This is a genomic window from Acinetobacter sp. D009, from assembly GCF_038562025.1.
Taxonomy (GTDB): domain Bacteria; phylum Pseudomonadota; class Gammaproteobacteria; order Pseudomonadales; family Moraxellaceae; genus Acinetobacter; species Acinetobacter pittii.
In genome coordinates this window covers 1,027,900-1,041,006 of sequence record NZ_CP151886.1, presented here as the reverse complement: position 1 = coordinate 1,041,006, position 13,107 = coordinate 1,027,900, and the positions used below count along the sequence as shown (strand labels likewise).

The window sequence follows — 13,107 nt, the reverse complement described above, 5'->3', positions numbered from 1 at the left end:
CTCTACAAATATAAAAATAGCTCAAATTAAAAAGCCCGTTTAACACGGGCTTTTTTGCTTACTTCATTTCAGCGAATGTTTCTTTTGCAGCCTGAATCGTAAATTCAATATCTTCATCAGAATGTGCAGATGAAATAAAGCCTGCTTCAAATGCTGAAGGTGCCAAGTTTACCCCACGCTTTAACATGCCATGGAAGAACTTTTTGAAAGCTTCAATATCACACGCCAACATTGAGTCAAAGCTTGTAATGTCTTCTTGGTCGGTAAAGTAAAGACCGAACATTGCACCTGCTTGCTGAGTTTTAAATGGAATACCTGCTTCATTAGCTGCGGCTTGTAAACCTGCAAGTAATTTTTCAAGTTGAGCAGATAAATTGCTGTAAAAGTCTGGTTGGCGTAAATGTTTAAACATCTCGATACCCGCACGCATAGCAAGAGGGTTTCCAGACAATGTACCTGCTTGGTATACGCCGCCTAAAGGCGCGATACATTCCATGATTTCACGCTTACCACCAAATGCACCAACCGGTAAGCCCGCACCAATAATTTTGCCTAAAGTTGTTAAATCAGGTTTAACGTTATAAACCGATTGAGCACCACCTAAAGCAACACGGAAACCTGTCATCACTTCATCAATAATGAATACAGATTTATATTCATCACACACATCACGAATGGCTTGTAAGAAACCATCAATAGGTTTCACCATATTCATGTTACCCGCTACTGGTTCAATAATAACGCCCGCAATTTCATGGCCGAACTTAGCAAAGCATTCTTTTAATGCTGCAATATCGTTGTAAGGTAGTGTTAAAGTGTGTTTAGCAAAATCAACAGGAACACCTTTCGAAGTCGGTTCACCCTCACCTAAAGTAAGTAAGCCCGAACCTGCTTTTACTAAAAGTGAGTCAGAGTGGCCATGGTAACAACCTTCAAACTTCACAATTTTGTCACGGCCAGTATAACCACGCGCTAAACGAATAGCCGTCATGGTTGCTTCTGTACCCGAGTTAGTCATACGCACCAATTCAATGGATGGCATGATTTCACAGATAATATCTGCCAATGTTGTTTCATGTACGGTTGGTGCACCAAAACTTAAGCCGTCTTCTGCTGCTGTTTGTACAGCCTTAATAATCTCTGGATGAGCATGGCCCAAAATCATCGGTCCCCAAGAACCAACATAGTCAACATAACGCTTACCATCGACATCCCATAAATAAGCACCTTTTGCTTTCTCAATGAAAACCGGTGTTCCTCCAACGCCATTAAAGGCACGTACCGGAGAGTTCACACCACCTGGAATGTGTTTGCTGGCTTGTTTAAATAACTGTTCTTGCTTTGGAGATAAACTCATGGAAATGCTCGTCTTAAATATCTAAAAAATAATTTTGAAAGCTTAAGAAAATAATTGTGCCCACGCCTGTACACGGGCAGGAATTTCAGCAGTTGATCGGCCTAATATATCACTAATGACTGCACAGAGGTCAGCCCCAGCCTCAATCACAGGTTTTGAGTTTTCAACAGTTAAACCACCAATCGCACAAATTGGTAAATCATATTGGGCTGCTGCTTGCTTAATCACTTCAATACCCACATTACCTGCTTCAGGTTTTGTAGAGGTCGCGTAAACCGCACCAAATGCAATATAAGACGCCCCATCGGCAATTGCTTTTTGCGCAAGTTCTAATGAGTTCAGGCAAGTACGGCCAATAATCACGCCTTCTGGTAATTGCGATTTTGCATCGGTAATTTCGCCGTCACTTTGCCCTAAATGCACACCTAATCCAAACTGAGCGGCCAGTTTTAGGTCATCATTAATGACAAAAGGAACCTGATATTTTTCACACAATAATTTGATTTGTTCGACTTCTGCGGGTTGGTCTGCTTTGTCTATTTTCTTACGGCGGTACTGTAAAATTGCGACCTGACGAGTTGCGAGTGCGGCATCTAGTTTTTCTAATAATAGTTGGATTGGATCATCATTGGTAATGAGGTATAAACCGCGCATACTCTACTCTCGCTTTAAAAAACTTCGCTAGTATAACGGATTTATAGATCATCATAAGTACCGATTGATATAGGCTTACCAGTACCAATCGGTATATTAAGAATAGAAAGTAAAATTAACTTGGTATTTTATCGTGCTTGCGATCAACCAAACTCAAACGGCCACGTGCAACATCAGACAACATTCGCCAATCAGAAATAAAACTATAGAAAGGTTGTTTAAAACTGGCAGGTTTATTTTTTTCAAACACAAAATGTCCAACCCAAGCATTTGCGTAGCCTGCTACCAAACCATAGAGTACATATTTGGCTTGCTTCTTACGGACTGCTTTTGAAAAAAAGTATAGACCAATGCTACTGCCCACCACGTGTAAGCGTCTGCTCATAATGTTACGGTGTTCAGTTAAATAAAAACGATAAAATTCCTGATAATTTTTAATCGGCAATTCAAACTCTGGCTGAGCTTCATGGCTAAAGTTTACTGGTGCATTCACGATCATCTTCCTGATTTTTATTTGATCAAAACGTCACCTGATTGTACACCTAAATAAAAGTGTAGCGTCATATGTTTGATTGTAACTTTCTCTATCAAAACCATTATTTTTAGAGCTAAGCTATTATACTTATTCAAGATAGTCTAAATACCTGATTCAGGGAGATATATTATGGTCGAAGTCGAACTAAAGTTTCAGTTACCTGAATCGAAGAAAAAAACTGTCCAGCAATACTTAAAAAAACATAAAGCAAAGAACATTCACTTACAGGCAAAGTATTACGATACGCCAGATCGCCTACTTGCAAAAAATGGTATGGCCTTACGTTTACGTAAAGAAGATGATCAATGGGTACAAACATTTAAAGCCGCAGGTCAAAGCCATCTCCACCGTGTTGAAGAAGAAACTCATTTAGGCGTTTGTGACCAAGAACCTGACTTAAACCTTGAGTTATACCAAGATAATAAAGTGGTAACTGATTTAATTAATGCGGCCTTAGGAACGCAAGCTGAAAAACTAAGTTTGCAGTTTGAGACTGATGTACAGCGCACCTATCATGTGTTTGAAGCAGATAATACAGCGATTGAAGTTTGCTTAGATGATGGTGTCGTAAAAACAGCAGATGCACAAAGTGTAATTTGTGAAGTCGAATTTGAACTCAAGCAAGGGGCTGTGAAAACGCTAATTCAGTTTGCGCAGCAATGGATTAATCGTTACTCACTTTGGCTTGATGTAAGAAGTAAAGCCGAACGTGGCAACTTATTAGCACTAGGGCTAGCTGCCTCACCTGCTGTTCATGCTAAAAGTCTGACATTAAATAAAGATATTACTGCTGAACAGGCTCTAAAAAAGATTGTCGAAAACTGTTTAGGGCAATTCTTACCAAATATGGCTGTCATTGCCGATGGAGTTGCCGAAGCTGAGCATATCCATCAGGCACGGGTAAGCTTACGTCGTTTACGCAGTGCGCTTAAACACTTCTCTGGCTGGTCAGGCGAGCTAAATCCTGTTTGGGAAGAACGAATTGCTGAGCTTTTCCGTAAACTTGGAGACACTCGTGATGAAGATGCGATTCGCACCGAAGTGTTACCTATTATTCAACAACACGGTTCACCTGAACTTTTACTACCAGTTTCAGCCCAGCCCTCAAAAGAACTCTCAACAATCTTTACCTCTGCGGACACGATTAAGCTATTACTCGATTTATTAGCATTTGCTTATTCAGAGGAAGATTCAGACAGCAAAACAGGTGGATTAAAAAAACACATTAAAAAGAGTTTAGATAAGATACATCATAAAGTGATTAATAATGCTGAACACTTCTCTGAGCTTGAAGTGAATGAACAGCACAAAATAAGAAAGCAAGCTAAACAGTTACGTTATTGTGTTGAGTTTATTTCGAGTCTTTATCCAAATAAAAAAGTACAGCAATATTTAAAACAGCTACAACCTGTGCAAAATACTCTAGGTCAATATAACGATTTGTTTATTGCAGAAGGTATTTTTAACAATGTGGTGGAACAAGATCCGTCTTTCTGGTTTGCTCTAGGCTGGGTCAAAGCCAAACAGCCACAATTACAAAAGCGCTCAGCAAAAGCTTTACAAACTTTTAGTCAGGCTGAAACTTTCTGGTAATTTATAAAAAGTCGCTGTAAACAAGCAGCGACTTTTTATCGGTATTTACCAAATACTTTCCATACGCCGTTATCTGCTAAGGGATCACTATAGCTATCGCTGCGTTGCTTTCTTGGCTTATCACGAGCATCGACCAGTTTAAAATGCGGCTCAACCCCTAGCACAATCCCATTGGTATAAAACCGTGAACGTGTATATTCGCTTTGCCCATGTTGAAACACATAGGTTCTTAAATCGATGAATTCACGGTGAGCAACCAAAGCCGCGGTATCATCGCTTTGCAACCATTCTTGCATGGTAAAAATTTGGTCTGTTTCAAACTGCCCGCATTTTTCAATAAGACTCGCAACACCACGAAAAGTTTTAGATTCTTTTGCGCGTGTTTTATTGATCCGAATTCGGTCTACGTGAAAAAAGAATAGCGGTAAATTTAAATGGCTTGGCAAATGAATCGCATCTGGTAATTTATCTTCCATAAATGGCTGAAAAAGCTCTTGTGCTCTTTCAATTAACCCCTGCCATTGTTGGTAATAATTTTCGACTTCTTCTTGCAAGCCATAATAAATCGGCAATCCTTCAACATGCTCTAAATATTGGGGTGGGAAAACATGCTGGCGTAATAAAGCAATATCTGTCTTTAAACTTTGAATAGCAATTGCATCTTGCATATTAGTCTCTCCTACCAATACTTAGGCTATTTACAGACTAAGTCAAAGGTTTTGTTTCCGCAAGCGTTTGCCTATAATAAGCAGCTCTATTTTTGCGGGAATAAGTCATGTCTCAAAAGATTAATGCAACAGATATTACTGAAGAAGAAGCGTTAAATGCGGTTTTCTTTGAGCGTGCGGATGAATTTATTAAACAAGCTAATGATTTTTGTCGCCCGCCAAAAGATAAAAAAGTTGATCCAGCTGAGCTACGTGGTCAAGTGAGTGCTGCAATGTTATTTGCTACTGCCCGCTTCAATACATGGGTAGCAGCAAATAACTTTAAAGATGGTAATGAAATGCGTGATGCGAAAGATCAGGTCATGTCTTATCTTCTTCAGCAATTTCAGATGATGCTTGAAGATAACTTCGATGAATATTGTGAACAATTCGAAAATTATTTACGTTTCCGTAAAAATGAAGATTTTCACGCGCACAAACATGATCATTAATATGATTTAAAGACCCAAATAAAAAGCCACATTTGAGTGGCTTTTTATTTGCGAGAAGACTTTATTTCTTTGCGGCCTGACCATATTGATCAGCCATCACTTCGACCAAATGTTCAGGTTTAATATACTTCTTAATTACTCTGTTAACGTCAGCAACAGTCAATTTAGTTAACTCTTGATCATGACGAATTCGGTCTTGCAATGTTTTGTTTGTTTCAAGCTGTAGATTTAACATGCCATGAATATTACGCTCATCTTCTAATGCCGTAACTCGTTTCTTCATGATATCTGCTTTAGCAGCTTCAAGCTCTTGCTCAGTTACCCCATTTTTAACCAAGTCATTTAACACTTTGTGTATTGATGCAGACACTTGTGCTGAGCGACCCGAAGTATAATTTGCACTAATACTCAAAGCTCCTACATTCGTGTCACGATCAAGTTGCAGCCCACTTCCAAAACCATAGACTAGCGCATTTTTCTCACGAAGCTCTTGAGCCAAACGTGATGAAATTTGAGACTCACCTAAAATATAGTTCATTAAAATGAGAGCAGATGCATCTGGATGGTTTTTCCCAACTGGAATTGAAAGCACACTTTGGTAGCTACCAAATTCACGCTGCTCAGAAAGAACATGAACTTGTTGTGCTGGAAAATCTACGTGATCAATCAAGATTTTTTGATATGGCTGCTTACCGTTCCAACGACCAAATTCCTGATTCAGTAATTTCTGCATCTTTTTCGCATCAAATTCGCCTGTAATGGCAATTTGAGCATGGTTCATTGCAAAGAAACGCTCATATAACTCTTTCACTTGCTCTTGAGTTGCGTTTTTCAACTGCTGTTTTGCCAATTCAGGTTCGAAGTGATAACGCAAATCACCTGGTTGATATTCTTCAAGTAAACGTGAAAGTGTTAAACCCGCCACCACATCTGGCTCGGTATAAGGACGATCTAGGCTTGATAAGCTTTGCGATTTAATTAAATCAAATTGAGATTGTTCAAATTTCGGATTTTTCATCACATCAAGAACAAACTTGAAAAACTCATCAAATTTTTCTGATTTAGACTGAATATTAATGGTCATGCCATTGCCGTCAGCACTTGCATAAGCCGCGCCGCCTGCATCAATTGATTTATCGGCAATATCTTGCAAACTGTATTTATCAGAACCACGGAGCAACAAGTATGAGGTTAGATCAACTACTGTACCTTTATTAAATAAAGATTTTTCTGTTCCGAAGTCCATCGTAATCGTTGCATAAGTACGATCATCGCGTGTTTCAACTGGGAATAAAGCATACTTCATTCCATTTTTTAGTTTTCCACGGATAATCTTTTTCTCATTGCTTTCAACATATTGCTTTGAAGTTTTTAAAAACTCAGCAACTTCTTGTTGATATACCTTAGGATCTTTTAAAGGTTCAGCCTTTGCTTCGACCTGATCTAGAGTTTTAGGTGTCTCTTTTGAATTTTGCTGTTGCGCTTTTTTCTGGTCTTCAGGTGTTGGCAAAATATCGCCATCAATACGATGATCAGCCACAAGGAACTGTTTTAAAGTTTGATTCACATCATCTAGCTTAACTTTTTCTACAGAATCTAAATCTTTAAAATATTGATCCCATTGCCCGCCAGCGACGGTGTAATCACTTAAACGTGACCCCAGTGCTACCGCATCTTTCGTGATTAGGTCACCTTGAGTTTTCATTAAACTTTTAACACGATTTAATTCAATTTCAGTAAACGGCTTCCCTTTTTCAATGCCTGCTAACAAAGAACTTTCAACTTTTTTAGGGTCATTACTTGGTGAATAAATGGCGCCTAGAAACACCACATTAAAATCTTGGTCTAACCAAGTACTAGCTTCAACATTTGTGGTAATACCTGTTTCCACCATATTTTGGTATAGGTGACCACTTGGCTGCATCGTATATAACAAAGGAGCTAAAGCAAGTGTCGGCTGAATTTTGGTATTTTTACCATTCATATAGATATGGAATTTAGCCAGATCACTGCCCTTTTTCACTATGAATTGACGATTTTTCATTTTTGTAGAGTCAAGCACAGGAATCTGTACAGTTTTAGGAACCGCTCTTGCCGCAATTGGACTAAAATATTGATCTATTGTTTTTAAGACATCAGTCTTATCAAATTTACCTGAAATCACCATAACCGCATTATTAGGTGCATACCAGCTACGATAAAACTGGTTCAATTCAGGCATTTTAATAGATTTAAGTTCAGGCAAATCACCAATCGGTAAACGACCTAAATATTGGTTACCATAAGCTGACTTCCACATTTGATCCATCAGCACAGCAAATGGCTGATCCATGCGAACTTCGCGTTCACGCTTTACGATTTCAATTTCGGAAGGAACAAACTTTTCTTGAAGAACTAATTTATCCATACGCTCAGATTCAAGATACAGTACCTGATCAAGCGCAGTTTTTTCTGGACGAACGATATTAGTATATTTTGTTGAATAATAATCGGTGCTGGCGTTTGTCATCAATGTATATTGATCTAAACGACGCTGGAATTCTTCCCCTTTAACATTTTGTGTTCCCTTAAAAGCCAAATGCTCAAGCAAATGAGCTAAGCCACTTTTACCTTGCGGGTCATTTAATGAGCCTGTTAAATAAATGGTATTAATAAAGATTTTATTTTCTTTGTCATTCGGTGCAAGCACAATCCGAAAGCCATTATCTAATTTATATTCCTCAATATTTTGCTTACTTTTTACTAGTGTAGTTTGTGCCCAAGACGCAGCACTTAAACCAAGAATACATAGGGAGAGTGTCAGTTGTTTAAACTGCATAAACATATAAATACCAATTAATTTGAATAATAAAAAATCAATAGTTGTGGGACTATAGTAGGAAATTCGAACTAACTTTCATAGTAAAGTTTTGAAAAAAAAGCCGTTTATTTAAACGGCCTTATATTTTAAGGAAAAATTTCAGCTTGCATATAAAGCTTCCCATACCCTGAAACTTCAATACGTTCCTGATTCAGAATATTGCAATACAAAACGCCTCCACGGCTAGAAGCCTGATAAGCAATAATATTATTTTTATCAAGTTTCTCTGCCCATAATGGCGCTATTGCCGTATGAATTGAACCCGTAACAGGGTCTTCTTCAATGCCCGCGACAGGGGCAAAATAACGCGATACACAATCATATTGTTGATCGGCTTTTGAGGTGATGGCAACATCCATCCCTGCAGTAGTAATCGCAGTTCTCTTACCTAGAGCTTTGAGCAAATTCATGTCAGGCTGCTCATCTAATACATCTTGCACTGATTCATATTCAACAATGTAGGCTTGAACATTTTGATAAACTGCTTTAAAAGGTTTTGTTAAAGCTTGACGTAAAATAGCTGGATAATCTTCAACTTGATGAGCTTTGCGAATTGGAAAATCCATTCTGATTTTACCGTCTTCATCTTGGTGAACTACAAAAAGACCTAAGTTTCGAACATGGAAATTAATGGTCTTTTTCTCGGTAAAATCTTTAAATAATACGAAAGCGCTGGCAAGCGTGGCATGCCCACAGAAATCAACTTCAACCGTTGGCGTGAACCAACGGATTTCATAGTTTTCAGAGTCTATAATTTTTACAAAAGCAGTTTCAGACAAATTATTTTCAAGTGCTATCTTCTGCATTAAATCTACATCTAACCACTCTTTTTCAACAACGACAGCGGCTGGATTTCCACGAAATAACTCTTTTGTAAAAGCATCGACTTGATACATTTTCATGATAGTGCTCTCTTTTGTAATAGGCCTATTTTCGAAAATTATTTAAAAGAAAAACAGATACAGTTTTTTTAAAATTAACATCACAGTGGCAATTTATGCATATAAAAAAAACGGCTCATCCAGAATAGCGAGCCGTTTTTTTATTGATTTTTAATGATGTTGAGTTAACTCAATTTCATCTTCACTGTTTAATATTTCTTTATCAGTCTGACCCATCAATTGGCTCGTAACAACACCAGCAGTCATCGAACCATTTACGTTTAACGCAGTACGCCCCATATCAATGAGTGGCTCGATTGAAATAAGAAGTGCAACCAACGTTACAGGTAAACCCATTGCAGGAAGCACAATCAACGCAGCAAAAGTCGCGCCACCACCTACTCCAGCAACTCCAATTGAACTTAAGGTCACAATACCGACTAACGATGCAATCCACATTGGGTCTAAGGTGTTAATACCCATAGTTGGTGCAACCATCACTGCCAGCATTGCAGGATACAAACCCGCACAACCATTTTGACCAATGGTGGCACCAAAAGAAGCAGAGAAACTTGCAATAGATTCAGGCACACCCAAACGACGAGTTTGTGTTTCAATACTCAGTGGAATACTTGCTGCACTTGAACGGCTAGTGAATGCGAACGTTAAAACTGGAGCAACTTTCTTAAAGAATTTAAGCGGAGAAACACCGGTCATAGTCAAAATAATGGCATGTACGACAAACATAATCGCCAAGCCTAAATAAGATGCAACCAAGAAACCGCCTAGATTTAAGATATCTGCAACGTTTGAACTTGCCACGACTTTTGTCATAAGCGCAAATACGCCATATGGTGTAAGAGTCATCACTAAGCGCACAAGCTTCATTACCCATGACTGCAACGTCTGAATCGCAGTCAGAATACGTTGACCTTTTTCTGCGTCGTCCTTCATTAGGTTAAGCGCTGCTATACCTAAAAAGACGGCGAAAATAACTACACTAATAATTGATGTTGGGTTTGCACCAGTCAATTCAGCAAATGGGTTACTTGGAATAAAGGAAAGAATAAACTGCGGTACACTTAAATCGGTAACTTTACCTACATAGTCCGTATTAATGGCAGTTAAGCGTGCAGTTTCAGCAGCACCTTGCACCAAACCTTTTGCAGTTAAGCCAAATAGATTAGTAACGAATACCCCTACCAGTGCAGCAATCAGTGTTGTAAAGAGTAAAGTACCAATTGTATAAAAACTGATTTTGCCTAAAGATGAGGCTTGGTGTAATTTTGCAACCGCTCCCAAAATAGACACAAATACCAAAGGCATCACGACCATTTGTAAAAGTTTTACATAGCCGTTTCCAACGATATTAAACCAGCTAATAGATTCAGCAAGAATCGGATGGCCACCGCCATAAATCAAATGTAGTCCTAAACCAAACACTACACCTAGAACTAAGCCAGCCAGAACTTTTTTCGATAAGCTCCAGTCTGTTTTACGTGTTTGGGCGAGTAAAAATATTAACCCGACAAAAACCACAATATTGATGATTAAGGGTATATTCATTCCCAAACTCCAAATTATTGCTTGTGTCATCTTTCAAGGGGGCATATTTGACCATAGCCAGCCTATATAAACTACCCTTTTCAACAATTTTATAGCATCAAGATGATTACAAACCTCTATGAGAATATAAAATGACTTTTTCATACATATATATCACTTTTAATTTATAAATTAAGTTGGATATTTACGTATGAAAATCAATCACAACCTAAGCAACCTTTAATTCAAATTGTTGCTCAATAAAATGAATAAACTGCTTTAAATTGGTTCCCCATGTTTCAGGCGACTGGGCAACCAAGTAGGTAGTAAAATGAGCGGATTCAGTATTAAGTTCAAAACAACTTAATGACACTTTCTCGACTACTTTGTTTAGATATGACTTTGGCAATAAAGCAAAACCAACACCTAATTCCACACAGCTTACAATCCCGTCCAGACTGCCCATTTCCATGATTTGTGAAGGCGGGACACTGTGATCATTTAAAAATAACTCGATTGCATGACGATAAGAACAACCTTGTCGAAACGCAATAAATCGGGTCTTTGCAAGCTTGGCAACATCTGGAAAGTGAGTTTGCTGTTTCGGACAAACCAAAACCAATTGTTCTTTCCAAACAGGTAAACTATACAACTCTGGAATTAAATATTTAGAAGCAACAAAAGCACAATCGACCTCTCCTTGCTGCACAGCGCTTAACAAATATCGTGTCGGGTGAGTTTGCAGCTCAATCGGCAAATTCGGATATTGCTGCATACATTGATTGAGTAATTGAGGTAACCGTATTGCTGCTGTCGTTTCCATACTACCCAAACGAATGGTTTCGTTCGGGTCAATATCACCCTCTTGAAAGATTTTTTTCGCTTTATTATGTAGAGCAATCATTTGAACAGCATAACTATGCAGCTGTTGTCCGGCATTCGTTAAAGTCGCAGGGTTATTACGATTTAATAAAATAACCCCTAACTCTTCTTCAAGCTTTTTCACATGGCTCGTGATATTCGATTGAACCGTATACATTTTTTGTGCAGCCAAGGAAAAACTTCCACTCTCTGCAACAGCTAAAAAAAACTCTAGAGACTTAAGCAACATACCACTATCTCAAAATAAGATAATCACAATCATATTAAATCATTTTTAAAGATTTAAAAACTCGCTTTTAATAATAAAAAAATTGAGCGTCCTCTCATGTCTACGTTTTATCGAATGAGCTTAATTGTCTTTTTGGCAACTTGTTTGGGAATTGGTGTTTTTAGATTTTCCTATACTGCGCTTATGCCCATCATGATCGAGCAATACCAATGGACTCACGATTTTGCCAGTTACTTAGGGAGCGCAAATTTATTGGGATATCTCATTGGTGCCTTATTAGCGCTCTTAAGTATTAAAGAAAAGTACATCCCACCCATGATTGTCTTGCCGGCTATAGCTGGCAGCCTCAGCCTACTAGGCTGTTCATTCATGGATATGCCTTTGGTGTGGTTCATTTTTTGGCGTACGATTTCAGGTATTGCTGGCGGCTTACTTATGATTTTGGCGCCTAGCTTTGCAATGAAATACACTCCCAACACGCAAAGATTAAAAGTTAATTTCTTAGGATTTAGCGGGATTGGTGTCGGCGTTTTATCCGCCACTATTATTATTCCTCTACTTAAAAATATGCCCGTACATTATGTTTGGAATATTTTCGCGGGTCTTTCTCTATTAGGAAGCTTAACTCTTTATCGATTATTAAGTCGTAATACTGCCCAGATTATTAAGCCGCAATCGACCACTATACAAGCCTTACAAAAATCACGTTTAGGCCTTGTCATTATTATTGCCTATATGTGTAGTGCCTTTGCATATATTCCACACTCTTTGTTTTGGATGGATTATTTATCTGGAACTCTGCATTTTCCGTTACAGCAAAGAAATTTATTTTGGGTTCTCTATGGAGTGGGAAGCTGCATTGGTGCACTTGTCGCTTATTGCTTAAGCAGATTAATCGGATATCTACAGGCCATTAAATGGTTATATACCATTTACTGCTTAGCCGTTGTTTTACCTTTCCTTTCACAGACCACTTCTTTACTAGCTTTGTCTTCGCTTCTGACAGGCTTACTGACTCCCGCAACCGTATTTATTAGTTCTTATAGTCTGCTACAGATTTATGAGCAACGTTATCAAAAGCTTTGGAGCCTTACCACTATTGGGTTTGCTAGCACTCAGCTTTTAGGTGGAGTTGTCATTAGTACTTTGCATCATTTGCATTGGTCTTATGCCCATCTCTTTCTTTTGGGTGGAACCGTTCTTCTCTTTGCGGTTTGCCTTTTAATTCCCCAACGCCCTTCTTTCACCTCAACTTTCGGAGAAACCAAATCGTGAAAACTCTGCTCTTTCCTTTATTTCTAGTTACTTTCGTTCTTGTTATTCAAGCCCTAGACCAGAGTTATCAAAAGAAAACTGGCTTTATTAAAACTCCGAAGCATCCCGAATTTATGCAATAAAAAAAGCCCTCAATC

General features: G+C 38.4%; 12 protein-coding genes. 4 read left to right on the top strand and 8 right to left on the bottom strand.

Annotation, left to right across the window (positions count from 1 at the left end):
- Positions 1–58: 58 nt before the first annotated feature.
- The 3 genes from hemL to AAC388_RS04875 all read right to left on the bottom strand — a co-directional run bounded on the left by hemL (position 59) and on the right by AAC388_RS04875 (position 2,510).
- Complete coding sequence (gene hemL / locus AAC388_RS04885; protein ID WP_329760267.1) at positions 59–1,357, bottom strand: glutamate-1-semialdehyde 2,1-aminomutase; 1,299 nt, start codon at positions 1,355–1,357, stop codon at positions 59–61.
- A gap of 42 nt (positions 1,358–1,399) precedes the next feature.
- Positions 1,400–2,011 (bottom strand): thiamine phosphate synthase, encoded by a 612-nt coding sequence (gene thiE / locus AAC388_RS04880; RefSeq protein ID WP_032063303.1) that lies wholly within the window; start codon positions 2,009–2,011, stop codon positions 1,400–1,402.
- A gap of 115 nt (positions 2,012–2,126) precedes the next feature.
- Entirely contained in the window at positions 2,127–2,510 is a 384-nt protein-coding gene (locus AAC388_RS04875; RefSeq protein ID WP_081038678.1) for a DUF962 domain-containing protein, read from the bottom strand.
- Between the two features lie 165 nt (positions 2,511–2,675).
- On the opposite strand from AAC388_RS04875, the gene AAC388_RS04870 reads away from it, so the two are divergent.
- Complete coding sequence (locus AAC388_RS04870; RefSeq protein WP_342371271.1) at positions 2,676–4,139, top strand: CHAD domain-containing protein; 1,464 nt, start codon at positions 2,676–2,678, stop codon at positions 4,137–4,139.
- Positions 4,140–4,174: 35 nt separating this feature from the next.
- Here AAC388_RS04870 and AAC388_RS04865 read toward each other — a convergent pair whose 3' ends face one another.
- Positions 4,175–4,807, bottom strand: a complete 633-nt coding sequence (locus AAC388_RS04865; protein ID WP_311078647.1) for a hypothetical protein — start codon at positions 4,805–4,807, stop codon at positions 4,175–4,177.
- A 107-nt stretch (positions 4,808–4,914) separates the two neighbouring features.
- On the opposite strand from AAC388_RS04865, the gene AAC388_RS04860 reads away from it, so the two are divergent.
- Positions 4,915–5,298 (top strand): DUF3144 domain-containing protein, encoded by a 384-nt coding sequence (locus AAC388_RS04860; protein ID WP_002118682.1) that lies wholly within the window; start codon positions 4,915–4,917, stop codon positions 5,296–5,298.
- 61 nt (positions 5,299–5,359) lie between these two features.
- On the opposite strand, the gene AAC388_RS04855 is transcribed toward AAC388_RS04860, so the two are convergent.
- The 4 genes from AAC388_RS04855 to AAC388_RS04840 form a co-directional block, all read right to left on the bottom strand.
- Positions 5,360–8,122 carry a pitrilysin family protein gene (locus AAC388_RS04855; RefSeq protein ID WP_342371270.1) on the bottom strand — a complete coding sequence of 921 codons (2,763 nt, stop codon included), beginning with the start codon at positions 8,120–8,122 and terminating at the stop codon, positions 5,360–5,362.
- Between the two features lie 122 nt (positions 8,123–8,244).
- On the bottom strand, positions 8,245–9,060 hold the full coding sequence (locus AAC388_RS04850) for a PhzF family phenazine biosynthesis protein (protein ID WP_342371269.1): 816 nt from the start codon (positions 9,058–9,060) through the stop codon (positions 8,245–8,247).
- 150 nt (positions 9,061–9,210) lie between these two features.
- A complete protein-coding gene (locus tag AAC388_RS04845; RefSeq protein WP_002118474.1) occupies positions 9,211–10,605 on the bottom strand; it encodes an L-cystine transporter in 1,395 nt (464 codons plus the stop codon).
- Between the two features lie 208 nt (positions 10,606–10,813).
- The gene (locus AAC388_RS04840; protein WP_342371268.1) at positions 10,814–11,695 is read right to left on the bottom strand and encodes a LysR family transcriptional regulator; all 882 of its coding nucleotides are present in this window, start codon (positions 11,693–11,695) and stop codon (positions 10,814–10,816) included.
- A gap of 96 nt (positions 11,696–11,791) precedes the next feature.
- On the opposite strand from AAC388_RS04840, the gene AAC388_RS04835 reads away from it, so the two are divergent.
- The gene (locus AAC388_RS04835; protein ID WP_342371267.1) at positions 11,792–12,970 is read left to right on the top strand and encodes a YbfB/YjiJ family MFS transporter; all 1,179 of its coding nucleotides are present in this window, start codon (positions 11,792–11,794) and stop codon (positions 12,968–12,970) included.
- On the top strand, positions 12,967–13,092 hold the full coding sequence (locus tag AAC388_RS04830; protein WP_014207334.1) for a hypothetical protein: 126 nt from the start codon (positions 12,967–12,969) through the stop codon (positions 13,090–13,092). The genes AAC388_RS04835 and AAC388_RS04830 overlap by 4 nt, the downstream gene beginning before the upstream one ends.
- The last annotated feature ends 15 nt before the right edge of the window (positions 13,093–13,107 follow it).

Coding starts and splice junctions, on each gene's coding strand:
- thiE (WP_032063303.1), bottom strand. CDS start 2,011: ATGCGCGGTTTATACCTCATTACCAATGATGATCCAATCCAACTATTA.
- hemL (WP_329760267.1), bottom strand. CDS start 1,357: ATGAGTTTATCTCCAAAGCAAGAACAGTTATTTAAACAAGCCAGCAAA.
- AAC388_RS04845 (WP_002118474.1), bottom strand. CDS start 10,605: ATGAATATACCCTTAATCATCAATATTGTGGTTTTTGTCGGGTTAATA.
- AAC388_RS04875 (WP_081038678.1), bottom strand. CDS start 2,510: ATGATCGTGAATGCACCAGTAAACTTTAGCCATGAAGCTCAGCCAGAG.
- AAC388_RS04865 (WP_311078647.1), bottom strand. CDS start 4,807: ATGCAAGATGCAATTGCTATTCAAAGTTTAAAGACAGATATTGCTTTA.
- AAC388_RS04835 (WP_342371267.1), top strand. CDS start 11,792: ATGTCTACGTTTTATCGAATGAGCTTAATTGTCTTTTTGGCAACTTGT.
- AAC388_RS04840 (WP_342371268.1), bottom strand. CDS start 11,695: ATGTTGCTTAAGTCTCTAGAGTTTTTTTTAGCTGTTGCAGAGAGTGGA.
- AAC388_RS04870 (WP_342371271.1), top strand. CDS start 2,676: ATGGTCGAAGTCGAACTAAAGTTTCAGTTACCTGAATCGAAGAAAAAA.
- AAC388_RS04860 (WP_002118682.1), top strand. CDS start 4,915: ATGTCTCAAAAGATTAATGCAACAGATATTACTGAAGAAGAAGCGTTA.
- AAC388_RS04850 (WP_342371269.1), bottom strand. CDS start 9,060: ATGAAAATGTATCAAGTCGATGCTTTTACAAAAGAGTTATTTCGTGGA.
- AAC388_RS04855 (WP_342371270.1), bottom strand. CDS start 8,122: ATGTTTATGCAGTTTAAACAACTGACACTCTCCCTATGTATTCTTGGT.